Here is a 24521-nt window from a genome sequence, read left to right as displayed (position 1 = left end):
GTGACGGGTCGCCCTCCTCAGCCCGGGCCTGGACAGGTGACGGGTCGCGGGCGTCAGCCCAGGTCGATCTCCGGGTACAGCGGGAAACCGGCCACGAGGTCGGTGGCGCGGCGGGAGATCTCGTCGGCGATCTTCGCGTCCAGGACGTGGGCCGCCTTGGAGGGGGCGCCCGACTTGGTCGTGCCCGGCTCCGTGGTGGTGAGGACGCGGTCGATGAGGCCGGCGACCTCGTCCATCTCGGCGGTGCCCAGGCCGCGCGTGGTCAGCGCGGGCGTGCCGATACGGATGCCGGAGGTGTACCAGGCGCCGTTCGGGTCGGCGGGGATGGCGTTGCGGTTGGTGACGATGCCCGACTCCAGCAGGGCCGCCTCGGCCTGGCGGCCGGTGAGGCCGTAGGAGGAGGCGACGTCGATCAGGTTCAGGTGGTTGTCCGTGCCGCCGGTCACCAGGGTCGCGCCGCGACGCATCAGGCCCTCGGCGAGCGCGCGGGAGTTGTCGACGATGCGCTGGGCGTAGTCGCGGAAGGACTCCTGGCGGGCCTCCGCGAGAGCGACCGCCTTGGCGGCCATGACGTGCGGGAGCGGCCCGCCGAGGACCATCGGGCAGCCGCGGTCGACCTGGTCCTTCAGCGAGTCGTCGCACAGCACCATGCCGCCCCGGGGGCCGCGCAGCGACTTGTGGGTGGTGGTCGTCACGATCTGGGCGTGCGGGACCGGGTCGAAGTCGCCGGTGAGGACCTTGCCCGCGACCAGGCCGGCGAAGTGCGCCATGTCCACCATGAGCGTCGCGCCGACCTCGTCGGCGATCTCCCGCATGATCCGGAAGTTCACCAGACGGGGGTACGCGGAGTAGCCGGCGACGATGATCAGCGGCTTGAACTCGCGGGCGGAGGTGCGCAGCGCCTCGTAGTCGATGAGCCCCGTGGCGGGGTCGGTGCCGTAGGAGCGCTGGTCGAACATCTTGCCGGAGATGTTCGGGCGGAAGCCGTGGGTGAGGTGGCCGCCCGCGTCCAGGGACATGCCGAGCATGCGCTGGTTGCCGAAGGCCTGACGGAGCTCGGCCCAGTCGGCGTCCGTGAGGTCGTTGATCTGGCGGACGCCGGTCTTCTCCAGGAAGGGCACCTCGACGCGGGCGCCGAGGACGGCCCAGAAGGCGACCAGGTTGGCGTCGATGCCGGAGTGCGGCTGGACATAGGCGTGGCGGGCGCCGAAGAGCTCCTTGGCGTGCTCGGCGGCGAGGGACTCGACGGTGTCGACGTTGCGGCAGCCGGCGTAGAAGCGGCGGCCGATGGTGCCCTCGGCGTACTTGTCGCTGAACCAGTTGCCCATCGCCAGCAGCGTGGCCGGGGAGGCGTAGTTCTCCGACGCGATCAGCTTGAGCATCTCGCGCTGGTCGGCGACCTCCTGGCCGATGGCGTCCGCCACGCGGGGTTCGACGGCGCGGATCACGTCGAGGGCGGCGCGGTAGGCGGTGGAAGCGGTGGAGAGGGGCTCGGCTGACATGTGTGGACCTCCGGACGTTGCGTTCAGCGTTCACGGTACGGCCCAGGCGCACGGCTCTCTCTGCTCGGGCCGCTCCCCGATGGTTGGTCCCATCCCAGCGCGCCAGTCACGGCCCGGGGATCAGCCTACCGGGTGGGCCCGGGGGGCGTCTGCCGGGTTGGTGAGCGTTGCCGAGTGCGGGCGCGTCGTGGCTTGTCGCGCAGTTCCCCGCGCCCCTGGGTGCGTTCCCCTGAGCTCCGTTTACAAGATCACGTGCGGCAGGAAGCGGGCGTACTCGTCGGTGATCAGGCCCGACGACTCGCGGATGCCCAGGCCCGCCGACTCGTTCTCCACTACCCAGGCGCCCAGGACCACGCGGTTGCCGTCGAAGTCGGGGAGGGGGGCCAGTTGCTGGTAGCAGCAGGGCTCGTCGCGGACGGTGGGGGTGGATCCGGGGTCGTGGATCGTGACGCCCGCGCCCTCTCGGCCCAGGAGGGGCTTGGCCACCCAGCCCTCGGTGGACAGGGCGCGGGGGCCGTCCAGGTAGGCGGGGAGCAGGTTCGGGTGGTCGGGGTACAGCTCCCAGAGGATCGCCAGGAGCGCCTTGTTGCTGAGGAGCATCTTCCAGGCCGGCTCTATCCACAGGGTGGAGCCGGTGCCGCCGCCGTTGTCGAGGGTGTCCAGGACGTGGTCCGCGAAGCGGTCGGTGGTGAGCCACTCCCACGGGTAGAGCTTGAAGATGCTGCGGATGAAGCGGAGGCGGTTGTCGACGAAGCGGCCGGAGAGGCGGTCCCAGCCGATCTCCTCCATGGCGATCCAGTCGGTGGCCATGCCCGCCTGCTCGGCCGTCTCCTTGAGATAGGCGACCGTCATCATGTCCTCGCCGAGTTCGTCGGCGGAGGAGTACGCGAAGTACAGGGGGCTGCCGGGCGGGAGGAGGGCGGCCTGCTTCCGCCACGCGTCGATGAGGCGTTCGTGCAGGGAGTTCCACTGGTCCGCGCCGGGGAAGCGGTCCTCCATCCAGAACCACTGGGGGGACGCGGCCTCGACCAGCGAGGTGGGGGTGTCGGCGTTGTACTCCAGGAGCTTGGCCGGGCCGGTGCCGTTGTAGCGGAGGTCGAAGCGGCCGTAGACGGAGGGGAGTTCGGCTCGGCGCTGCCAGGCCTCGGCGACCGTGCGGGCCACCCGGGGGTCGGTGATGCCGAGGTCGGCGAAGCGGTCCTCGGTGACGATGTGGTCGGCCGCCGCCAGGCACATGCGGTGGAGGTCCTCGACGACCTCCTCCAGGGCCTCGATCTCCTCCAGCGAGAAGACGTAGTACGCGCTCTCGTCCCAGTAGGGGCGCAGGGAGTCGTCGGGGTAGCGGGTCAGGGGGTAGATCAGGCCCTGTTCCTCGACGGTCTGCTGCCAGCCGGGGCGGGGCTCCATGGTGCGGCGTTCCATCGCTGCGTCCGCCCGTCAGCCGCCGCCGCTGCCGGAGCCGGAGCAGCCGAAGCCGCCCCGGTCGACGGCTTCGTCGCGGCTGAAGGTGCCGTGATCGGCCCAGCCGCCGCTGACGTCGGCGTCGTAGTACCAGTCGGCGTCGGTGCTCTTGGTCTTGCCGGTCTTCTTGCGGCCCTTGCCGGAGGAAGAGTACGTGCCGGACGAGCAGTTCTTGTCGGCGACGATCTTGTAGCCGTTGATGTAGTCGTAGCTGTCCCGGTCCACGCAGCGGCGGTCCGGGTCGGAGCCGCAGGCGGACAGGGCCGCCGCGAGGACGCCCATGCCGCCCAGCACCACCGTGCTCGAGCGCAGCCGTCGCCGTGTTTCGGCCATGTGCGTGTCTCCCCGTGTCTCCCCGTAGTGCACTGACAGACGGTCAGCCTAGAGATCGGTGAGGACGGGCGCGCATGGCCCCCCGTGCACGACCGCTCGCCTACTGTCAATTTGTGATTTTTGGAATGGTGTGCGCCCTTGGTGCGGCGGTCTGCTTCGGTACGGCGACGGTGTTGCAGGCGATCGCCGCGCGGTCGGCGGCGGCGACCGGGCCGAGCGGGGACGTGGCGCTGCTGTGGCGGGCGCTGCGGCAGTGGCGGTATCTGGCCGGCCTCGCGCTGGACGGGCTCGGCTTCGTGATGCAGATCCTGGCGCTGCGGTCGGTGCCGATCTACGCCGTGGGGGCGGCGCTGGCCGCGAGCCTCGCGGTGACGGCCGTGGTCGCGGCGCGGCTGCTCGAGGTGCGGCTGAGCCGCGTCGAGTGGGCGGCGGTGGCGGTGGTGTGCGCCGGGCTCGCGCTGCTGGGGCTGGCGTCGGGGGCCGAGGGCGACGAGCCGGGGCCGGGCTGGCTGCCGTGGGCGATGCTCGGGGCGGCGGCCGGGGTGCTGCTGCTCGGAGCGGCGGCCGGGCGGCTGCCGGAGCGGGGGCGGGCGCTGACGCTCGGGCTGGGGGCGGGGCTGGGGTTCGGGGTGGTGGAGGTGTCGGTACGGCTGATCGACGGCTTCTCGGCCGGTGAGCTGTTCCCGAACCCGGCGACCTACGCGCTGCTGCTCGGCGGCGGGGCGGCGTTCCTGCTGCTCACCACGGCCCTGCAGCGCGGGTCGGTGACGACGGCGACGGCCGGGCTGGTGCTCGGGGAGACCGTCGCGCCCGCGCTGATCGGTGTGGTGTGGCTCGGGGACCGTACGCGGCCGGGGCTGGGGTGGCTGGCGATCCTCGGCTTCGCGGTGGCGGTGGCGGGGGCGCTGGCGTTGTCGCGGTTCGGGGAGGCACCGGTGGCGGCGGAGGAGAGCGCCGTGGCACAGCGGTGAGGGGCGGCGCTTTCCGGCTGCCGAAAGTCCGCACCTTCGGGGGTGATCTTGCGAACGGCCGGAAAATTGTTTGTTGAATCTTGAACGCGGGGTGAGCGCTTTCCGTAAGGGACGGCGTGACCAGTAATCCCGTCACGGTCACCGTGGCCTATCGCGTGTCTCCGGGCCGTGCGGCCGACTTCCACTCCTGGGGGTGGGCCATGCTGGGCGCGACCGCGCAACAGCCGGGATTTCTGGGGGGTGGAGTACTTGTCGACGGAGGGGCGGAGTGGCATGTCGTCTATCGCTTCGCCAGCGAGGGTTCGGCCCTGGCCTGGGAGAAATCAGACTCTCGGGAACGGTGGGACGCCCGGCTGGAGGGGGTCGCCCGGGAGGCGGAGCGCCGGAGGGTGCCGGGCGCCCGGGCCTGGTTCGACGCGCAGACGCTGACACCCGCGCCGCCCGCGCCGCCGTCGAAATGGAAACTGTGGTTCGTGAATATGAGCGCGGTTTTCCCGCCGGTGCTCCTGTTCAATCTGACGGTTCTCCCCTATCTCGGTGACCTCAATGCGCTGTTTCGCACGCTGTTGCTGTGTCTGTGTGTGACGGCCCTTGTCACCTGGATTCTCATGCCCCGGCTCCAGCGTTTCTTCAGGAAATGGCTGTACCCGTCGCTCCAGGCACTGCGCGGCCGGCACAAACGCCGGGCCACATAGGCCCGCGAACGAACAGAGGGAGGTGGGCGGGTGAAGACCCTGCTCATCGACAATTACGACTCGTACACGTACAACCTGTTCCAGCTGATCGCCGAGGTCAACGGCGAGGAGCCGGTGGTGATCCGGAACGACGCGCCCGTCGAGGGTCTTCCCGACCTCCGGGCGTTCGACAACCTCGTCGTGTCCCCCGGCCCCGGGCACCCGGGCGAGGCGCGTGACTTCGGCATCGGGGGCAGGTTGCTCGCGACCTCCCCGGTTCCGGTGCTCGGCGTGTGCCTGGGGCATCAGGGCATCGCCCTCGGGGAGGCCGGTCTGGTGGGGCCCGCGCCGGAGCCGCGGCACGGGCATCTGTCCACGGTCCGGCACGACGGACGGGACCTGTTCCACGGGCTGCCGCAGCACTTCACCGCCGTCCGCTACCACTCCCTGGCCGTGCGCGAGCCGTTGCCGGAGACGCTGGAGGCCACGGCCTGGTCCGAGGACGGCGTCCTGATGGGGCTCCGGCACCGCAGACGGCCGCTGTGGGGAGTGCAGTTCCATCCGGAGTCGGTCCTCACGGAGTACGGGCACCGCATGCTCGTCAACTTCCGCAATCTCACCGCCGAGCGGGCCGGCAAACTGCGCCCGAAGAACACGGCCGTGCCGTCGCACGAGGGGATCCGGCGGCGGCCCGGCGTCCCGGAGTGCGACACGGGGGTGTGGTGGGCCGGGGCGGCCCCCTCGGACACCGGGCGCCGGCGCAAGCCCGCGACGGCGGCCGTCTTCCAGGTCGCCGCGGTCTCCCAGGCGGCCGCCGTCCCCCTCAGCGCGGCGAAGGCCTCGGGCGAGGCCGCTTCGGCCCACAAAGGCGTCCCGGGCGCAGGACAGGGCGAGGCCGCTTCGGCCCACAAGGGCGTCCCGGGCGCAGGACAGGGCGAGGCCGCTTCGGCCCACAAGGGCGTCCCGGGCGCAGGGCAGGGCACGTCCGTCGGGGTCGGTGTGTCCGGCGGCGTCCACGCGCCCTCCGTCGGCTTCCCCCGGCCCCGTCGTCCCGGGCGGGTCGGGTATCGGCTGCACACCCGGCGGATCAGCGGTGCCGTCGATGCGGAGGCGGTCTTCGGGCGGATGTTCGCGGGGTCGCCGCGGTCCTTCTGGCTGGACAGCTCGCTGGTCGAGCCGGGACGGTCGCGGTTCTCGTTCCTCGGGGACGACCAGGGGCCGCTCGCCGAGTTCGTGCGGTACGACGTCGCCGCCGGGCTGTGTGAGATCGAGCGGGCGGGCCGGCCGGTGCGGCGGGTCAAAGCGAGTGTCTTCGACTACCTCAAGCGGCAGTTGACCTCCCGCCGGGTGGACGCGACCGGCCTGCCGTTCGACTTCACCGGCGGTTACGTCGGCTACTTCGGCTACGAGATGAAGGCCGACTGCGGGTCGGCCAACCGGCACCGCTCCCCCGCCCCGGACGCCGCCTGGCTGTTCGCCGACCGGGTGATCGCGGTGGACCACGAGGAGGGCTTCACCTACGTCGTGTGCCTGGCGGAGGACACCCCGCAGGCCGCGCGGGAGGCCGCCGACTGGCTGGACGGGGTGCTGGCCGGCCTCTCCTGCGTGGCGACGGAGCGGCCGCCGCTGCCGGGGCCGCCGGCCCCGGCCGACCCAGGCGCCGCCGAGCCGTGGCTGGTGCGCGACCGGGCGACGTACCTGGCGGACATCGAAGTCTGCCGGCAGGCGCTGCGGGCGGGCACCAGCTACGAGGTCTGCCTGACGAACGCCGCCCGGCTGCCCGCTCCGCCCGACGCGCTGGAGTTCTACCGGACGCTGCGCCGTGACAACCCGGCCCCGTACGCGGCGTTCCTGAGGTTCGGGGAACTGGAGGTGGCCGGTTCCTCACCCGAGCGGTTCCTGCGGATCGGCCGGGACGGCACCGCCGAGGCCCGGCCCATCAAGGGCACGGCGCCCCGGGGCGACGGGCCGGAGGAGGACGCCCGGCTGCGGGACGCGCTCGCGTCGGACGCCAAGACCCGGGCCGAGAACCTGATGATCGTCGACCTGCTGCGCAACGACCTGGGGCAGGTCTGCCGGACCGGGACCGTACGGGTCCCCCGGCTGATGGCCACGGAGACGTACGCCACCGTGCACCAGCTGGTGTCGACCGTGGAGGGCAGGCTGCGGCCCGGTACGGACGCGGTGGACTGCGTGCGGGCCTGCTTCCCGGGCGGGTCGATGACCGGCGCGCCGAAGCGGCGCACGCTGGAGATCATCGACTCGCTGGAGACGGAGGCCCGCGGCGTCTACTCCGGCGCCCTCGGCTACTTCGGGTGCGGCGGCGGAGCGGACCTCAGCATCGTGATCCGGACCGCCGTCTTCGCCGCGGGCCAGGTGCACCTGGGGGCGGGCGGCGCGATCGTGCTCGGCTCCGATCCGGAGGCCGAGTACGAGGAGATGCTGCTGAAGACGGCGGCCCCGATGCGGGCCCTCCACCGGCACACCGACGACCGGATGCGCCGGCAGCCCCCGCCGGGGCAGAAGGCCGGTGCGGCCGGGGAGGCCCGGCGATGACCAGTCCGCAGGTCACCTTGAGCCCGGCCGGGACCGAAGCGCCCGGGAACCTCGCGGCCCACCTGGCGGAACTCGCCGAGCGGCGCGGTTGGACCGGGCGGACCGCCTTCCACCAGGGGCACCGGGCCTGGACCCACGGTGAGGTGCACCGCCTCGCCGCCCGCGCGGCCACCGTGCTGGCCGGCCACGGGGTGCGCCCCGGCGACCGTGTGCTGCTCGCGCTGCCGGACTCCCTCGCCTGGGTGACGGCCTTCCTCGCCACCGCCCGGCTCGGGGCCGTCGCGGTGCTGGTCAACCCCGAACTCCCGGTCGCCGACCACGCGTTCATGGCCGAGGACACCGACGCCGTGCTGTGTGTGACGGGACCGGGCCTGGAGGGGCGGTTCGCCGGCCGGGCGGGGCTCGGCGCCGACCAGCTGATGGCCCTCGCCCCCGCCGCCGAGCCCGCCCCCGCGCACCAGGTCGACGCGCACAGCCCGCTCTACGTGCAGTACACCTCCGGCACCACGGGCCGCCCCAAGGGCGTCGTGCACACGCACGGCGATCCACGCACGTACCACGACCTGGTCGGGCGGCGGGTGCTGCGGATCACGGCGGAGGACGTCACCCTGTCGGTGTCGAGGCTGTTCTTCGCCTACGGGTTCGGCAACGCGTTCGTCTTCCCGCTGTTCTCCGGCTCGTCCGCCGTTCTGGTCGGCCGGCGGCCCTCCCCTGCGGCCGTCGACGAGCTCGTCGCCCGGCACCGGGTGACGCTGCTGTACTCCGTGCCGTCCGCGTACGCGGCGCTGGTCGCCGAGCGGGGGCACGGGCACTTGGGCTGCTTCGCCTCGGTGCGGGCCGCGGTGTCGGCCGGTGAGGGGCTGCCGGAGGGGCTGGCCCGGCAGGTGACCGCGCTGCTGGGCGCGCCGGTGCTGGAGCAGATCGGCTCCACCGAGGCCGGTCACGCGTTCTGCGCCAACGGCTTCGCCCACAACCACCCGGGCACCGTGGGGCTTCCCGTCCCCGGCTTCGAGGTGGAGCTGCGCGACCGCGACGGGCGGCCGGTGCCGGACGGCGACGAGGGCGAGATGTGGGTGCGCGGGCCGACGGTGACGCCCGGCTATCTCGGCCGGCCCGGGGAGACCGCCCGGATCCTCGTGGGCGGCTGGCTGGCCACGCGGGACCGGGCCCGCCGGGAACCGGACGGCACGTACCGGCATCTGGGGCGGGTCGACGACATGGAGATGGTCGGCGGCATCACCGTCTCCCCGCTGGAGGTGGAGGCCGTGCTGCGCGGCCATCCGGCGGTGCGGGAGGTGGCGGTCGCGGCGGTTCCCGACGGGCGCGGCGTGAGCCGGCTGCGGGCCTTCGTGGTCCCCGTAGGGCCCGTACGGGACGGTCTGGCCGACGAGTTGACCGGCGTGGCGCGCGAGAGCCTCGCCGCGTTCAAGGTCCCCCGCAGCGTCAGCTTCGTCCCGTCGCTGCCCCGTACTCCGACCGGGAAGCTCCGCCGCCATCTGGTCCGCGAGGGCGCCTGGTGAACACCACCACGGAGAGGAACGACCCCATGAGACAGCACCTGCTCGCCGACCGAGGGTTCTATCTGGGGCCGGTCTTCCGGCGTGCTGCCGACCGGCACGGGGCGGTCTTCGTGACCCTCGACCGGCCGCTGGACGTCGCCCCCTCCCTCGGGGTCGACCTGAGCTACACCGTGCTGGCCGAGGTGGTCGAGGAGCTGTCGGGCCGGCTGTGGGAGGCCGGGGTACGGCCCTCGGAACAGGTCGTCGTGCACAAGGCGGACAACGTCGACATCATGCTGCTGACCTGCGCCGTCTCCCGTATCGGAGCGGTGCCCGTGCTGCTGTCGCCCGCGCTGGCCCCGGAGGTGGCGGGGCAGCTCCTCGCGCGGCTGCGGCAGCCCTGGCTGGTCACCGACGCCGCGACGCTGGACGGCCTGCGGGACGTCGCCCTGTCCGGGCTCGTGCGACGGACGCTGTCCGTGGACGACGCACCGCGTGCCGAGCCCCTGGCGAAGTACACCGGCGCCGAACCGCCCCCGCCCGTCCGGCTGCACCCCCGCGAACCCGCCCTGATCACCCACAGTTCGGGCACCACCGGCGTCCCCAAGCTGGCCGTGCACTGCGCGCGGACCATGTGGAACCGGCTCGTGCCGCAGCAGGTCATGGGCCGGCCCACCCGGGGTGAGACCGCCGCGCTGCACATGTCGTTCGTGCACTCGCGCTTCTACCATCTGCTCGGCGTGCTGCTGCACTTCGGCAGCCCGCTCGTGCTGATCACCGACCCGGACCCGGCCGCGGTCGGCCCACTGCTGGTCCGGCACCGGCCCGGCATCGTGGAGACGCATCCCAACACGTTCGTGCTGTGGGAGGAGCTGGCCGGCGCGCCCGGGGCGCCGCTGTCCCGGGTCCGGTCGTACGGCTCGACGTTCGACGCGATCCATCCGCGCACCGTGCGGCGGCTGCTGGACGCCTCGCGGCGCCGTACGCCGTGGCTGATCCAGCTGTACGGGCAGAGCGAGACGGGCCCGGTGGCGTTCCAGGTGGTGACCCGGCGCAGTGCGGCCCGGGCGGACGGCCGCCGGGTCGGGTTCGGGATACCCGGCTTCACCCGGGTCCGGGTGACCGACGCCGAGGGCGCGCGGGTCCCGCCCGGCACCCCGGGCCGGATCGAGGCGCGCACGCGGGGCCGGATCCTCACCTACCTCGGGATGCCCGACCGTTACGGCCGTCAGCTCACCGACGGCTGGTGGGAGATGGGTGACATGGGCTACCGGAACCGGCTGGGCGCGCTGTACCTGATCGACCGTGAGGTCGACCGGATCGACGCGGTGCACAGCAACCTGGAGGTCGAGGATGCCCTGATGTCCCGGCTGGAGGAGTTGCGTGAGGTCGTGATCGTGCCGGGGGCGGACCGCGAGCCGGTGCCGGTGGTGTGCGTGCGCGGCGAGCGGCCCCTGGACCCGGAGCGCTGGCGGCGGGCCACGGCCGGGCTGCCGCCGATGGCAGAGCCCCGGCAGTGGCGCTTCGAGGAGCTGCCGATGACGGCGACCTGGAAGGTGAAGCGGGTGGAGATCGCCCGGATGCTCACCGAGGGTGTACGGGCATGACCCCGGTCGTGGTCGTGGGCGCCGGGCCGGTGGGACTGTCGGCGGCCCTGGCGCTGCGGGCGCACGGCCTGCCGGTCACGCTGCTGGAGGCCGATCCGCAAGGACGTGAACGGCCGGGCAGCCGGGCCCTGTTCGTGCACCGGGAGACCCTCGCCCTGCTGGACGCGATGCTGCCCGGCCTCGCCGCCGAGATCACCTCGTTCGGGCGGACCTGGCACACCAGACGCACCCTCTACCGGGGCCGTGAGGTCTACGCCCGGACGTTCCCGGCCCCGTCCGGCCCGCCGCCCTTCACCAGCCTGCGCCAGACCGACACCGAGCGGTTCCTGCGCGCGGCCTGTGCGCGGACCGGGGTCGACTTCGTGTGGGACGCCCGCGTGACGGGCGTGCACAGCACGCGGAGCGGGGTCCGGCTGACGGACGCGGCCGGGCGGGAGTGGAGCGCTTCCCGTGTCGTCGCCGCCGACGGGGCCCGCTCAGCGGTCCGGCACGCGCTGGGCATCGAGCTGGAGGGCACCCGAGGCGAGGGCTTCCACGTCGTCGTGGACGTCGCCGATGTGCCGGGCGCCGAGCCGCCGTGGGAGCGGGTCTTCCACTACGAGCATCCCGGGGCGGGCGGGCGCAGCGTGATGCGGGTGCCGTTCACCGGGGGTTTCCAGATCGACCTGCAGTGCCGCGACGGGGACCGGCCGGAGGAGTTCGGCACCGAGGAGGCCGTACGGCGCTGGCTGCCCGCGATCGTCGGGGACGGTTACGGCGACCGGATCCTGTGGGTGTCCACGTACCGCTTCGTGCGCAAGGTGGCGGCCTCGTTCACCGATCCGCACCGGCGGGTGCTGCTGGCCGGTGAGGCGGCGCATCTCTTCCCGCCGTTCGGTGCCCGTGGCATGAACAGCGGGATCGCGGACGCGGCGGCCGCCGCCGAGGCGATCGCCGCCGGGACCGGTGAGGCGGTCGCGCACTTCGCGGAGGTGCGGCGCGCGGCGGGCCTGTTCAACAGCGCGGCGGCCGGTACGGCCCTGGATCATCTGCGGCCGCGCCGCCGGGCCGTCCGGGTCAGGCAGCGGGCCGCGGCGGCCCTGGCGCCGGTGCTGCCGTGGTGTGGATCCTGGCTGGAGCACGCGCCGTACGGGCCCCGGCACGGGGCGCCCGCGGTCGCGGGCCGCACGTACTGAGGAGGACCCTCGTGGTGGGGAGACCGGCGGTGGCGCGGGCGGCACGCAGGGAGGAGGACCTCGTGGTGACGGGACCGGTGCTGGCGGAGGGCCTGTGGGTGTGGACACCCGGCGGGGGGCCGGCCCCGGCTGCGGAGCGGACGGACGGGGGACGGCTGCTCGTGGCGGACTCCTGGCTGCTGCGCGAGGGCCGGGTGCGGGCCTTCGCCCGGCACCGGGAGAGGTTCTCGCGGTCCTGCGGTGACTGCGGCGGGCCCGAGCCGCGCCGGCTCGCGGAGTTCTGGCGGGACGTGACCGCCGCCCTGCCGCGCACCGGGATGTGGTTCCCCCGGGTGGAACTGGCGGCGGGGTCCCTGGAGTTGCGGCTGCGCTTGCGGCCCGCCCCGCCGCTCGGCACCGGGGTGCGCCTCTGGGCGGCGGGCCAGTCCGATCCGCGGACCGTGCCCCGCCGCAAGGGCCCGGACCTGGACACCCTGGCCCGGGTGCGCCGCCGGGCCGCGGGCGAGGGTGCGGAGGAGGCGGTGCTGATCGCCCCCTCGGGCGCGGTCCTGGAGTCGGCCACCGCGGGTGTCCTGTGGTGGGAGGACGACACCCTGTGCCTGCCCCCGCCGCGGCTGCCCGTCCTGCCGAGTGTGACGGCCGGGCTGGTCCAGGAGCGGGCGCTGCGCTCGGGGTTCCGGATCGCGCACCGGGAGCGGACCGTGGCCGAACTGGACGGTCGTGAGGTGTGGCTGGTGAACGCGTTGCACGGCATCCGGCCGGTGACGGGCTGGATCGGACGGCCCATGCGGGTCCCTCCGGTGGAACGGGCCGGGGAATGGCGGACCTGGCTGGACGGGATGATGGAGCCGCTGCCGTCCGAGTGAATTGCGCGGGAAACAGCGACGCCGGGTCGCATTCGACCCGGCGGGCTTTTCCTGCTGCCATTTTCAGTTTTTCGGGACCATGCGCGTCGTTATCGCGATGCGGTTGTATGCGTTGATGACGGTGGCCGCCCAGATGAGGGCCGCGATCTGGTTCTCGTCGAATACCGCGGCCGCCTCGGCGTAGACCGCGTCCGGGACCCGGCCGTCGTGGACGAGTGTCACGGCCTCGGTCAACGCCAGGGCGGCACGCTCGCGTTCGGTGAAGAAGGGCGTCTCCCGCCAGGCGTTCAGGGTGTGCAGGCGCCGCTCGGTCTCACCCTGTTCGCGGGCGTCCCTGGTGTGCAGGTCGAGGCAGAACGCACAGCCGTTGATCTGGGAGGCGCGGATCCGGACCAGTTCCAGCAGTTCCGGTTCGAGCTTGGCGTCCTGGGCCGCGGAAACGGCGGCGGCATGCAGGGAACCCATGGCCGCGGAGACGTCGGGGGTGATTTCCTTCAGGGCGACGCGGGATATGGGGGAACGTTCATTCATGGGGTGACCATATCCTTCGGACGGCATTCCCGAGGTGAATTCACGCGTTTATCCTGGCAGTACCGCACACAGCGCTTCCAGGGCCCCCGACCAGGCGTGGTCCGGCGGTGTGCCGTATCCGACGACCAGGGCGTCGACGGGCTCGGCCCGCGCGCCGGGGCGGGTGTAGCGGGCGAGTCCGTGCAGCGCGAGCCCCCGCCAGTGCGCCGCCTGGACCACCGACTGCTCGGTGCCCGGCGGCAGTCGCAGCAGGACGTGCAGACCGGCCGCGATGCCGCTGACGCGGGCTTCCGTGGCCCGGGCCGTGACGGCGGCGACCAGGGCGTCCCGGCGGCGCCGGTAGCGCAGGCGGGTCGCTCGGACGTGCCGGTCGTAGGCACCGGACGTGAGGAACTCGGCCAGGGTCAGCTGGTCCAGTACCCCGCACGTGTCGACGCCGCCCTTGGCCGCCGCGACCTCCTCCGCGAGGCCCGGCGGCAGCACCATCCAGGCCAGCCGCAGCCCGGGCGCGAGGGACTTGCTCGCCGTGCCCAGGTGGACCACCCGGTCGGGGTCCAGGCCCTGGAGCGCGCCCACGGGCTGGCGGTCGTAGCGGAACTCGCCGTCGTAGTCGTCCTCCAGCACCAGCCCGCCGGTGCGCCGGGCCCAGTCCACGACGGCCGTGCGGCGGTCGCGGTGCAGAGGCACGCCCATGGGGAACTGGTGGGCGGGGGTGAGGAGGACCGCGTCGGCTCCCGGCAACCCGGCCGGGTCCGTGCCGAGCCGGTCGAACGGCAGCGTGGCGGTGCCCAGGCCGGAGCCGGTCAGGATCCTGGCGTGCACGTCAAGGCCGTACGACTCGACCGCGACGGTCCGCGCCCCGCGCGCCCGCAGAACCGTGCCGAGCAGCTTCAGGCCGTGCGCGAACCCGGAGCACACCACGATCCGTTCGGGGTCGGCGCGCACGCCCCGGGCCCGGGAGAGGTACCCGGCGAGCGCGGCCCGCAGCTCGGGACGGCCCCGCGGGTCGCCGTAGTCGAGGGCGTGGTGAGGGGCGGCGGTCAGGGCGCGGCGGGCCGCCTTGAGCCACTGCGCGCGCGGGAAGGACGTGAGATCCGGACTGCCGGGGCGCAGATCGTAGGCCGGGCGGGCCGGAGTGCGCGGGTGGGGTGCGGTGCCGGTGGGCGGGACGACCCTCCGCTCGGCGACCCGGGTGCCCGAGCCCTGCCGGGCGGTGAGCCAGCCCTCGGCGACCAGGTCGGCGTAGGCGTCGGCGACGGTGTTGCGGGCGATCCCCAGGTCGGCGGCGAGTGCGCGGGAGGACGGCAGCCGGGTTCCGGGGGCCAGCCGCCCGGAGCGCACGGCCTCACGCAGGGCGTCGGTCAGCCCCCGGCGCAGCCCCGGCCCGGTCGGCTCCACATGCAGGTCGAGGCCCGGAATGGCCCAGGATTCCGCCATGGAAATGGACCATACTCCTGGGCTGCTTGCTTCCTAGAGTCGAGGGCATGACGACGCACACCGACGAAACGACACCCCCGGAAAGCGTGGAGTACGCCCCCGAACAGCCCGCCCGCCTGGAGTGGGCCAAGCACGTGCCCGAGGTCTACAAGGCGATGGTCCGGCTCGACGTGGCGGCCCGGCGGGGCCTGGACCCCAAGCTGCTGGAGCTGGTGAAGATCCGCGCCTCGCAGATCAACGGCTGCGCGTTCTGCCTCGACATGCACAGCAAGGACGCCCTCGCCGCCGGGGAGAGCGTCGAGCGGATCATCCAGCTCGGGGCATGGGAGGAGTCGCGGCACTTCTACACCGCGAAGGAGCTCGCGGCGCTGGAGCTCACGGAGGCGGTGACGGTCCTGACGCACGGTTTCGTGCCGGACGAGGTCTACGACAACGCCGCGAAGCACTTCGAGGAGGCCGAGCTGGCGCAGGTCATCGCCGCGATCACGGTGATCAACGCCTGGAACCGGTTCGGGGTGACCTGCCGTATGGCGCCGGGGCACTACGAGCCGGGGCAGCACAAGTGACGGCCGGGAGGGCACGCACGACGGGCGAGGCCGGTGTGTTCCGCGCCCTGCACCACCACCGGGCGCCCGGCGATCCCCTCGTGCTGCCCGGCCCGTGGGACGCGGCCAGTGCGCGGGTGTTCGCCGAGGCCGGGTTCCCCGCGCTCGCCACGCCCAGCGCCGGGGTCGCCGCCTCCCTCGGGTACGAGGACGGTCAGGTCCCGGCCGACGAGATGTTCGCGGCGGTCGCCCGGATCGTCCGGGCCGTGGACGTGCCGGTGTCGGCGGACGTGGAGGGCGGCTACGGGCTCGCCCCGAAGGACCTCGTGGAGCGGCTGCTGGAGGTGGGGGCGGTCGGGTGCAATCTGGAGGACTCCGAGGACGGGGTGCTCAAGGAACCCCGCGCACACGCCGACTGGCTGGCCGAGGTGCGGGAGGCGGCCGGTGACCGGCTGTTCGTCAACGCCCGCATCGACACCTTCGCCCGCGGGGTCGACGATCCCGAACGAGCCATCGAGCGGGCCGCGTTGTACGTCGCCGCCGGGGCCGACTGCGTGTACCCGATCGGGGCTCCGCCGGAGATCCTGCCGCTGCTGCGGGCCGGGATCCAGGGGCCGATCAACGTGGGGGCGCCGGTCGAGGGTGGCCCCTCACCCGCCGAACTCGGCGCGCGAGGGGCCACCCGGATCACCTTCGGTCCTGGACTCCAGCGGCGGGCCGCCCGGGCCCTGCGGGAGATCGCCGACCGTCTGGCCTAGAGGACGTCAGGACAGCCACTTCTTCCACGTGGACTTGTGGCTGTCCACCCACTTCTTCGCCGCGTCCTGAGGCGTCATCTTCTTGTCGGCGATCATCAGGGAGACCTCGTTCTGGTCCTCGGTCGTCCACTTGAACTTCTTCAGGAACGCCGCCGCCTTGCCGCCCTTCTTCGCGAAGTCCGCGTTGAGGTACTTCTGCAGCGGAGTGTGCGGGTAGGCGCAGGCGACCTTCTCCGGGACGGCGTCGCAGCCCTCCTTGTACGGCGGCAGCTTCACCTCGGTCATCGGGACCTTCTTGAAGAGCCACTGCGGGGAGTACCAGTAGGTGAGGAAGGGCTTCTTCTCCTTGGCGAACTGCTTCATCTGCGTGATCTGCGCCGCCTCGGAGCCGGCGAACACCACCTGGTAGTCCAGCTTCAGGTTCTTCACCAGCGCCTTGTCGTTGGTGACGTAGGACGGCGAACCGTCCATCAGCTGGCCCTTGTTGCCGCTCTCCGGGGTACGGAAGAGGTCGGCGTACTTGTTGAGGTTCTTCCAGTTCGTGATGTCCGGGTGCTTCTTGGCGAGGTACGTCGGGACGAACCAGCCGATGTGCCCGGTGACGCCGAGTTCACCGCCGGGCGCGATCGTCTTCTTGTCCTTGACGTACCGCTGTTCCTGCTCGGGGTGGCCCCAGTCCTCCAGGAGCGCGTCGACGCGGCCCTGGCTGAGGGCGTCCCAGGCGGGCACCTCGTCGACCTGGACGGTGTCGACGCGGTAGCCCAGCTCGTGCTCCAGGAGGTACTGGGCGACGGCCACGTTGGACTGGGCGCCCACCCAGGACTGCACGGACAGGGTGACGGTCTTGGAGCCCTGCGCGTTGGCGAAGGGCGAGGCCTGCTTGGTCATGTCGGCCGCGCCGCAGCCGGTGAGCAGTGCCAGGGAGCTCGCCGCGGCGATCACGGCAGTCTTGCGGACTCGCATGTCACGCTCCCTTCTTCGCACGGCGTTCGGTGGGCTGCGTCACCCGGTCGAGCATCAGGCCGAGGCAGACGATCGCGCCGCCGGCCACCAGACCGGTCGCCAGGTCGCCCTGGGCGAGACCGAAGACGACGTCGTAGCCGAGGGCGCCACCGCCGACCAGGCCGCCGATGACGACGACGGCGAGGACCAGGACGAGGCCCTGGTTGACGGCGAGCAGCAGCGCCGGACGGGCCAGCGGGAGCTGCACCTGCCGCAACTGCTGCCAGCTGGTCGCGCCCAGCGAGCTGGACGACTCCATCGCGGCCGGGTCGACCTGGCGCAGGCCCTGGGTGGTGATGCGGACGACGGCCGGCAGGGCGTAGACGATCGCCGCGGCGACGGCCGGGGCGCGGCCGACGCCGAACAGGGCGACGACCGGGATCAGGTACACGAACTGCGGCATCGTCTGGAACACGTCGAGGACCGGGCGCAGCGCCCGCTCCAGGCGGTCGCTGCGGGCCGCGGCGATACCGACGGCGAAGCCGACGACCAGGGTGACGGCGACGGCCGCGAGGACCTGGGAGAGGGTGTCCAGGGACGGCTTCCAGACGCCGAGGACACCGATCGCGGCCATGGCGAGGACGGCGGTGAGCGCGGTGCGCCAGGTGCCGATGACCCAGGCCAGGGCGGCGACGATCAGCAGGACGCCCCACCAGGGCAGCGCCTGCAGGCCGTCGCGCATCGGGTCCAGGACCCAGGTGGTGAAGTGGCCCGCCCAGTCGGCGGTGCCGCCGACGACGGGGACGCCCGAGTACAGGTGCGCGGTCATCCAGTCGACGGCGCGGTTGACGGGCTCGGCGATGCCGACGACCCAGGACTCGGGCCATTCGAGGCGGCCCGCGAGCCGCCCGGCGACCGCCACGACGACGACGCCGGCCAGGGCGTAGAGCCAGCCGCGTCCGCTGTGCGGCTCGGGTTCGGCGCCGAGCTTCTCCCCCGCCGCGCCGGTGACGCGGTCGAGGACGACGGCCAGCAGCACGATCGGAATGCCGGCGGCGAGCGCGGCGCCGACGTCGACCGACGCCAGGGCCTGGTAGACGCGGTCACCGAGACCGCCCGCGCCGATGACGGCCGCGATGACGGCCATGGACAGCGCCATCATGATCGTCTGGTTGAGGCCGAGGAGGAGTTCCTTGCGGGCCAGCGGGATCCGGGCGGTCAGCAGGCGCTGGCGCGCGGTGGAGCCGAGCGACTCGACGGCCTCCAGCACCCCCTTGTCGGCGCCGCGCAGACCGAGCGAGGTCAGGCGGGCCATGGGCGGGGCGGCGTAGACGACGGTGGCCAGGACGGCCGCCGGGACGCCGATGCCGAAGATCAGCACGACCGGCAGCAGGTAGGCGAAGGCGGGCAGCACCTGCATGGTGTCCAGGACCGGGCGCAGGACGCGGTCCATCCGGTCGGACAGCCCGGCGGCGAGACCGAGCGCCGCGCCGACGACGACGGACGCGAGGACCGCGACGACCATCAGGGCGAGCGTCTGCATGGTCGGCACCCACATGCCGAGCAGCCCGCAGGCGAGGAACGCGGCGGCCGTGCCGAGCGCCAGCTTCACGCCCGCCACGCGCCAGGCGACCAGCGCGCCCAGGGCCGTGACGCCCGCCCAGCCGACGGCCAGGAGGGTGAGGTAGACGGCCCGTACGGCGATGACGACGACGTTGCTGACGTGGCCGAAGAAGTAGAGGAACAGCGGGTGGCTGTCGCGGTTGTCGATGATCCAGTCGCTGGCCTTGGCGAGCGGCTGGGAGAAGTCGACGGTCAGGGCGCTCGGCCAGGTGCCGCTCGCCCAGCGGGCGTTGACCAGGGGTACGAGGATCGCGGCGGCGACGGCGAGCAGCAGCAGCTTGTGGACGGCCCGGTGCTTGAGGAAGGCGGGCAGGCCGACGCGCGGCGGGGACGCGGTGATGGTCGCCATCACACCGCCTCCTTGGGCTGCTGCGTCCCGGGCGGAGCGGGCTGCTCCGTCCCGGCGACGACACCGAGCAGCGTGTCGGAGTCGACCACGCCCACGCACCGGCCCTTGTCGACGACCCGGGCCGGAGCGCCGGCGCGGGCGACCGCCTCGATCGCCTCGGACACCGTCGCGTCGGGGCGCACGGCCGGTCCGCTGCCGTCCTGGTCCGCCGCGGGGCGGCGCATGGCCGTGCGGACGGTGAGGACCTGCTCGCGCGGGACGTCCCGGACGAACTCGCGGACGTAGTCGTCGGCGGGAGCGCCCACGATCTCCTCGGGGGTGCCGAGCTGGACGATCCGGCCGTCGCGCATCAGGGCGATGCGGTCGCCCAGCTTGAGCGCCTCCTGGAGGTCGTGCGTGATGAAGACCATCGTGCGGCCTTCCTCGTGGTGCAGCCGGACGACCTCCTCCTGCATGTCCCGCCGGATCAGCGGGTCGAGCGCGCTGAACGGCTCGTCGAAGAGCAGCACTTCGGGATCGGCGGCGAGCGCGCGGGCCAGACCGACACGCTGCTGCTGGCCGCCGGAGAGCTGGCCGGGGCGGCGGTGCTCCATGCCTTCCAGACCGACCTTGGTGACGACCTCGGCGGCCCGCTCGCGCCGCTCGGCCTTGCCCATGCCCTGGATCTCCAGGCCGTAGGCGACGTTGTCGAGGACCGAGCGGTGCGGCAGCAGGCCGAAGTGCTGGAAGACCATCGCGGCGCGGTGGCGGCGCAGTTCACGCAGCCGGGAGCGGTCCATGGCGCGGACGTCCTCGCCGTCGATGGCGATGGTGCCGGCCGTGGGCTCGATCAGCCGGGTCAGACAGCGCACCAGCGTGGACTTGCCGGAGCCGGACAGGCCCATGACGACGAAGACCTCGCCCTTGCGCACGTCGAAGCTGACGTCCCGGACGGCGGCCGTGCAGCCGGTGCGGGAGCGCAGTTCGGCGGGGTCGAGTGCGGTGAGCTCGGGGTCGCCGGGAACGCGGTCGGCCTTGGGGCCGAACACCTTCCACAGGCCCTCCACCGAGAAGACGGGGGCTGTGTCCATGGTCTGCTCCGTGGGGGGTTCGAGGGTCGCGGTCACTTGGAACCACCACCGATCAGCTCGGCGGCCTTCTCACCGACCATGAGGACTCCGATCATCGGGTTGACGGTGGTCATCGTGGGGAACACGGAGGCGTCGGCGATGCGGATGCCCTCCAGGCCGCGGATGCGCAGCTCCGGGTCGACGACGGCCGACCGGTCGTCGTCGGCGCCCATCTTGCAGGTGCCGGCGGGGTGGTAGACGGTGTGCGCGACCTTGCGGGCGTACTCGCTGAGCTCCTCGTCACCGGTGACGTCCGGGCCGGGGGCGACCTCGCGCTTGAGCCAGCCGGCCAGGGGCTCGGTCTTGGCGATCTCGCGGGCGATCCTGATGCCGTCGACGAGGGTCTTGCCGTCGTAGTCGTCCTCGTCGGTGAAGTAGCGGAAGTCCAGGGCGGGCTTGACCTCGGGGTCGGCGCTGGTGAGGTACAGCCGGCCGCGGCTCTTCGGCTTGGGGATGTTCGGGGTCATGGAGACGCCGAACTCCGGCCGCCGGTAGCCCAGTCGCTCCGGGTTGTCCGTGAAGGGGATCTGGTAGAAGTGGAACATCAGGTCGGGGTGGGCCAGTTCGGGGTCGCGGCGCACGAACAGGCCCGCGTCGGAGTCCATCGCGGAGTTCTCCGGGATGGGGCCGTTGGTCTCCCAGACGATGACCGACTCGGGGTGGTCGAGCAGGTTCTCGCCGACGCCCGGCAGGTCGTGCGTGACGGGGATGCCGAGCTTCTCCAGGTCGGCCTTGGGGCCGATGCCGGAGTGCATCAGCAGCCGGGGGGAGTCCACGGCGCCGGCGCACAGCAGGACCTCGTTGCGGGCCTTGACGAGGATCTCCTCGCCGTCCTTGGTCCGCACGTGCACGCCCTCGGCGCGGTTGCCGTCGAGCTGGAGCTTGTACGCCCAGGTCTCCAGCAGGATCGTCAGGTTGGGCCGCTCGTCCATCACCGGGTGGAGGTAGGCCACCGACGCGGAGGACCGCTTGTTGTTCTCGGGGTGGTAGGCGAGGTCGAAGAAGCCGACGCCCTCGGTGAACGGCTTCTTGTTGAAGCCGTCGACGCGCGGCACGCCCAGGGCCTCCTGGGCCGCGTCGACGAAGTCGCGGGCGATGGCGTTCCGGTCCTTCTCGTCGACCGGGACGATGTTGTTCTTGAGCCGGGCGAAGTACGCCTCCATCTGCACCGCGCCCCAGCCCTTGGCCCCGGCGGCCTCCCACTCGTCCCAGTCGGCGGGCAGCGGCTTGAAGGCGATCAGGGTGTTGTGCGAGGAGCAGCCGCCCAGGACGCGGGCCCGGCTGTGCCGGATATGCGAGTTTCCGCGTGGCTGTTCGGTGGTCGGGTAGTCGTAGTCGAGCTCGCCGCCGAGCAGGCCCATCCAGCGGCGCAGGGTCAGCACGTCATCGCGTCCGACGTCGCTGGGGCCGCCCTCGATGACGGCGACGGTGACGTCCGGGTTCTCGGTCAGGCGGGAGGCGATTACGGAACCAGCGGTTCCGCCGCCTATCACGACATAGTCGTACTCATGACTGGTGTGGGACATGGCGTACTTGCTCCAGTGGGGATGAAGTGAACGGGCTCGGGGACGGGGACGTTCAGCCCGGGGTGTGGGGGTCAGCCCGGGATGAGGGGTCGGCGGCCCGGCGGGAGCGGGGGGTCAGCCCGCGAACCAGCGCACCGGCTTGGGAGCGAGGTTCTGGTAGACGTGCTTGGTCTCCCGGTACTCGGCGAGTCCGGCGGGGCCCAGTTCGCGGCCCACTCCGCTCTTGCCGAAACCGCCCCACTCCGCCTGCGGCAGGTAGGGGTGGAAGTCGTTGATCCAGATCGTGCCGTGGCGCAGCCGGCCGGCCACGCGGCGGGCGCGGCCCGCGTCGGCGGTCCAGACGCCGCCCGCGAGGCCGTACTCGGTGTCGTTGGCGAGGGCTACGGCCTCGTCCTCGGTGCGGAAGGTCTCGACGGTGAGGACCGGCCCGAAGACCTCCTCCCGGACGACGCGCATCTCGCGGTGGCAGTGGTCGAGGACGGTCGGCTCGTAGAAGTAGCCGTTCTCCGGGCGCTGCGCGGACGGCTCGGGGCGCTTGCCGCCGGAGCGCAGCACCGCGCCCTCCTTGAGGGCGGACTCGACGTACATCTCGACCTTGGCGCGCTGCTGCTCGGAGACGAGCGGCCCGCACTCGACGCCGTCCTCGGTGCCGCGGCCGAGGCGGATCTTCTCGGCGCGCCGGGCGAGTTCGGTGACGAAGCGGTCCCGGACCGATTCCTCGATGATCAGGCGGGCGCCGGCCGAGCAGACCTGGCCGCTGTGGATGAAGGCGGCGTTGAGGGCCTGGTCGACGGCGGTGTCGAAGCCCTCCTCGGTGGCGCAGGCGTCGGCGAAGACGACGTTGGGGTTCTTGCCGCCCAGTTCGAGGGCGACCTTCTTGACGGTGGGCGCGGCGGCCTGGGCGACCTTGGTGCCGCTGACCAGGCCGCCGGTGAAGGAGACCAGGTCGACGTCGGGGTGCTCGGACATACGCGCGCCCACCGAGTGGCCGGGACCGGTGACGATGTTCGCGACGCCCTCGGGGAGTCCGGCCTCGACGAGCAGCTCGATGAGCGCGATCGTCGTCATCGGCGTGATCTCGCTCGGCTTGATGACGAAGGTGTTGCCGGCGGCGAGGGCGGGGGCGACCTTCCAGCTGGCCTGGAGCAGCGGGTAGTTCCAGGGCGTGATCATCGCGCAGACGCCTATCGGCTCGTGCACGACGACGCTGTGGATGTCGGGCGAACCCGCGTCCACGACCCGGCCCGGGGCCTCTCCGGCGACCAGGTCGGCGAAGTAGCGGAAGGCGTCGGCGACGCAGTCGATGTCGACGCGGCCCTCCTCGACGGTCTTGCCCGCGTCCTGCGCCTCCAGCCGGCCGAGCTTCTCGCGGTCCCGGACGAGGAGATCGGCGACGCGCCTCAGCAGCGCGGCCCGCTCGGTGACGGGCGTGTGCGGCCACGGGCCCTCGTCGAAGGCGCGCCGGGCGGCGGCGATCGCCAGGTCGGTGTCCTTCTCGTCGCCCTCCGCGACCACGGCGAAGGGCAGGGCGTCCGCGGGGTCGAGGATCTCGCGGGTGGCCCCGGAGGTGGCCGCCCGCCACTCTCCTCCCGCATGGATGGTTTCACGCGCCTGAAGTTCGGTACTTTCCGCCATGATCGCTCTTCGCCTTCCGTTCCTGATCAGCGCCCCTGTGTCACATTCGTGTCACTAAGAGACCGAGTTCGCCTGCCCTACTCCCGCAATTGCATGCGCACCCATGGCCGAAAGTGCGCTGTGTCACGGGAGATGCGGGCAAATCACCGCAAACCAACCATGAATCAGGTACGTGGGCGTCACACCGAGCGAGGTCGGAGGAGGTCCGGGGGTGGAAAGCCCGCAGGCCCCGCACCGGAAGCAACCGGTACGGGGCCTGCGTACGAACGCGGAGAGGCTCCGGTCAGATGAGGCCGAGGCCGCGGACCGCCTCGCGCTCCTCCTCGAGCTCCTTGACGGAGGCGTCGATCCGGGCGCGGGAGAACTCGTTGATGTCCAGGCCCTGGACGATCTTGTACGTGCCGTTCTCGGTGGTGACGGGGAAGGAGGAGATCAGGCCCTCCGGGACGCCGTAGGAGCCGTCCGACGGGATGCCCATGGAGGTCCAGTCGCCCTCGGCGGTGCCGTTGACCCAGGTGTGGACGTGGTCGATGGCGGCGTTGGCGGCCGACGCGGCGGAGGACGCGCCACGGGCCTCGATGATCGCCGCACCGCGCTTGGCGACGGTCGGGATGAAGTCCTCGGCCAGCCACTTCTCGTCGTTCACGACCTCGGCGGCGTTCTTGCCGGCGACCGTGGCGTGGAAGATGTCGGGGTACTGGGTGGCGGAGTGGTTGCCCCAGATGGTCAGGCGCTTGATGTCGGCGACCGTCGAGCCCGTCTTCTTCGCGAGCTGGGTCAGCGCGCGGTTGTGGTCCAGGCGGGTCATCGCGGTGAACCGCTCGGCCGGTACGTCCGGCGCGGCGGCCTGGGCGATCAGCGCGTTGGTGTTGGCCGGGTTGCCGACGACCAGGACCTTGATGTCGTCCGCGGCGTGGTCGTTGATGGCCTTGCCCTGCGGCTTGAAGATGCCGCCGTTGGCCTCGAGCAGGTCGCCGCGCTCCATGCCCTTGGTGCGCGGGCGGGCGCCGACCAGCAGACCGACGTTGGCGCCGTCGAAGGCGACGTTCGGGTCGTCGGTGATCTCGATGCCCTGCAGGAGCGGGAACGCGCAGTCGTCCAGCTCCATGGCCGTGCCCTCGGCCGCCTTCAGGGCGGGCGTGATCTCCAGCAGGCGCAGCTTCACCGGCACGTCCGCGCCGAGCAGCTGACCGGAGGCGATGCGGAAGAGCAGGGCGTAACCGATCTGGCCGGCCGCGCCGGTGACGGTGACGTTCACGGGAGTGCGGGTCATGGCGTTCTCCGTATGACAGCTGGCGGTGGGGCGGGGTCCCTGCCCCGGACGTTTGATCGATCTCTTGGCGTCAAGAGATCCATCCAGCGGTCAGGCTATCGCGCATCCGGGATCCCGGACGTCCGGGTCGGTGTGGCCCGGCCCACAAC

20 protein-coding genes and 1 riboswitch are annotated in these 24521 nt (G+C 72.5%); of the genes, 9 read left to right on the top strand and 11 right to left on the bottom strand.

What is annotated here, in order from left to right:
• Positions 1 to 53 precede the first annotated feature (53 nt).
• From ACFY5B_RS19295 to ACFY5B_RS19285, 3 genes are all read right to left on the bottom strand, one after another.
• Positions 54 to 1502, bottom strand: a complete 1449-nt coding sequence (locus tag ACFY5B_RS19295) for a glycine hydroxymethyltransferase (protein ID WP_389970531.1) — start codon at positions 1500 to 1502, stop codon at positions 54 to 56.
• Positions 1503 to 1535: 33 nt separating this feature from the next.
• Positions 1536 to 1622, bottom strand: a riboswitch (ZMP/ZTP riboswitch).
• A 120-nt stretch (positions 1623 to 1742) separates the two neighbouring features.
• Entirely contained in the window at positions 1743 to 2924 is a 1182-nt protein-coding gene (locus ACFY5B_RS19290) for a glutathionylspermidine synthase family protein (RefSeq protein WP_389970528.1), read from the bottom strand.
• A gap of 15 nt (positions 2925 to 2939) precedes the next feature.
• Entirely contained in the window at positions 2940 to 3296 is a 357-nt protein-coding gene (locus ACFY5B_RS19285; protein WP_389970525.1) for a hypothetical protein, read from the bottom strand.
• A 125-nt stretch (positions 3297 to 3421) separates the two neighbouring features.
• On the opposite strand from ACFY5B_RS19285, the gene ACFY5B_RS19280 reads away from it, so the two are divergent.
• From ACFY5B_RS19280 to ACFY5B_RS19250, 7 genes are all read left to right on the top strand, one after another.
• Positions 3422 to 4267: a hypothetical protein gene (locus ACFY5B_RS19280; protein ID WP_389970522.1), complete on the top strand. Its 846-nt coding sequence runs from the start codon at positions 3422 to 3424 to the stop codon at positions 4265 to 4267.
• A 116-nt stretch (positions 4268 to 4383) separates the two neighbouring features.
• Positions 4384 to 4962 carry an antibiotic biosynthesis monooxygenase gene (locus tag ACFY5B_RS19275; RefSeq protein WP_389970519.1) on the top strand — a complete coding sequence of 193 codons (579 nt, stop codon included), beginning with the start codon at positions 4384 to 4386 and terminating at the stop codon, positions 4960 to 4962.
• A 30-nt stretch (positions 4963 to 4992) separates the two neighbouring features.
• Positions 4993 to 7497 (top strand): aminodeoxychorismate synthase component I, encoded by a 2505-nt coding sequence (gene pabB, locus ACFY5B_RS19270; protein WP_389970516.1) that lies wholly within the window; start codon positions 4993 to 4995, stop codon positions 7495 to 7497.
• Complete coding sequence (locus ACFY5B_RS19265) at positions 7494 to 9017, top strand: AMP-binding protein (protein ID WP_389970513.1); 1524 nt, start codon at positions 7494 to 7496, stop codon at positions 9015 to 9017. The genes pabB and ACFY5B_RS19265 overlap by 4 nt, the downstream gene beginning before the upstream one ends.
• Positions 9018 to 9043: 26 nt before the next feature.
• On the top strand, positions 9044 to 10603 hold the full coding sequence (locus tag ACFY5B_RS19260) for a class I adenylate-forming enzyme family protein (protein ID WP_389970510.1): 1560 nt from the start codon (positions 9044 to 9046) through the stop codon (positions 10601 to 10603).
• Positions 10600 to 11778, top strand: a complete 1179-nt coding sequence (locus ACFY5B_RS19255) for an FAD-dependent oxidoreductase (protein ID WP_389970507.1) — start codon at positions 10600 to 10602, stop codon at positions 11776 to 11778. The genes ACFY5B_RS19260 and ACFY5B_RS19255 overlap by 4 nt, the downstream gene beginning before the upstream one ends.
• 65 nt (positions 11779 to 11843) lie before the next feature.
• Positions 11844 to 12644: an aminotransferase class IV gene (locus tag ACFY5B_RS19250; RefSeq protein WP_389970845.1), complete on the top strand. Its 801-nt coding sequence runs from the start codon at positions 11844 to 11846 to the stop codon at positions 12642 to 12644.
• Positions 12645 to 12707: 63 nt separating this feature from the next.
• Here the strand turns inward: ACFY5B_RS19250 and ACFY5B_RS19245 are convergent, their stop codons facing one another.
• Together ACFY5B_RS19245 and ACFY5B_RS19240 are read right to left on the bottom strand one after the other, a co-directional pair.
• On the bottom strand, positions 12708 to 13175 hold the full coding sequence (locus ACFY5B_RS19245) for a carboxymuconolactone decarboxylase family protein (RefSeq protein WP_389970504.1): 468 nt from the start codon (positions 13173 to 13175) through the stop codon (positions 12708 to 12710).
• 48 nt (positions 13176 to 13223) lie between these two features.
• The gene (locus ACFY5B_RS19240) at positions 13224 to 14612 is read right to left on the bottom strand and encodes a PLP-dependent aminotransferase family protein (RefSeq protein WP_389970501.1); all 1389 of its coding nucleotides are present in this window, start codon (positions 14610 to 14612) and stop codon (positions 13224 to 13226) included.
• A 47-nt stretch (positions 14613 to 14659) separates the two neighbouring features.
• Between ACFY5B_RS19240 and ACFY5B_RS19235 the strand changes: the two genes are divergently transcribed.
• Entirely contained in the window at positions 14660 to 15178 is a 519-nt protein-coding gene (locus tag ACFY5B_RS19235; protein ID WP_389970499.1) for a carboxymuconolactone decarboxylase family protein, read from the top strand.
• The gene (locus tag ACFY5B_RS19230) at positions 15175 to 15915 is read left to right on the top strand and encodes an isocitrate lyase/phosphoenolpyruvate mutase family protein (RefSeq protein WP_389970496.1); all 741 of its coding nucleotides are present in this window, start codon (positions 15175 to 15177) and stop codon (positions 15913 to 15915) included. The genes ACFY5B_RS19235 and ACFY5B_RS19230 overlap by 4 nt, the downstream gene beginning before the upstream one ends.
• Positions 15916 to 15921: 6 nt before the next feature.
• Here the strand turns inward: ACFY5B_RS19230 and ACFY5B_RS19225 are convergent, their stop codons facing one another.
• From ACFY5B_RS19225 to ACFY5B_RS19200, 6 genes are all read right to left on the bottom strand, one after another.
• The gene (locus ACFY5B_RS19225; protein WP_389970493.1) at positions 15922 to 16878 is read right to left on the bottom strand and encodes an ABC transporter substrate-binding protein; all 957 of its coding nucleotides are present in this window, start codon (positions 16876 to 16878) and stop codon (positions 15922 to 15924) included.
• Between the two features lies 1 nt (position 16879).
• Complete coding sequence (locus tag ACFY5B_RS19220; protein ID WP_389970490.1) at positions 16880 to 18829, bottom strand: ABC transporter permease; 1950 nt, start codon at positions 18827 to 18829, stop codon at positions 16880 to 16882.
• Positions 18829 to 19899 (bottom strand): glycine betaine/L-proline ABC transporter ATP-binding protein, encoded by a 1071-nt coding sequence (locus ACFY5B_RS19215; RefSeq protein WP_389970487.1) that lies wholly within the window; start codon positions 19897 to 19899, stop codon positions 18829 to 18831. Before ACFY5B_RS19215 ends, ACFY5B_RS19220 begins: the two co-directional genes overlap by 1 nt.
• Positions 19900 to 19931: 32 nt before the next feature.
• Entirely contained in the window at positions 19932 to 21464 is a 1533-nt protein-coding gene (locus ACFY5B_RS19210) for a GMC family oxidoreductase (protein WP_389970484.1), read from the bottom strand.
• Between the two features lie 114 nt (positions 21465 to 21578).
• The gene (locus tag ACFY5B_RS19205; protein WP_389970481.1) at positions 21579 to 23099 is read right to left on the bottom strand and encodes an aldehyde dehydrogenase family protein; all 1521 of its coding nucleotides are present in this window, start codon (positions 23097 to 23099) and stop codon (positions 21579 to 21581) included.
• 283 nt (positions 23100 to 23382) lie between these two features.
• The gene (locus ACFY5B_RS19200) at positions 23383 to 24372 is read right to left on the bottom strand and encodes a malate dehydrogenase (RefSeq protein ID WP_389970478.1); all 990 of its coding nucleotides are present in this window, start codon (positions 24370 to 24372) and stop codon (positions 23383 to 23385) included.
• Positions 24373 to 24521: the final 149 nt, after the last annotated feature.

Origin of the sequence: Streptomyces sp. NPDC013187, from assembly GCF_042899705.1 — a bacterium.
Lineage (GTDB): Bacteria > Actinomycetota > Actinomycetes > Streptomycetales > Streptomycetaceae > Streptomyces > Streptomyces hawaiiensis_A.
This window is presented reverse-complemented; position numbering and strand designations above follow the sequence as displayed.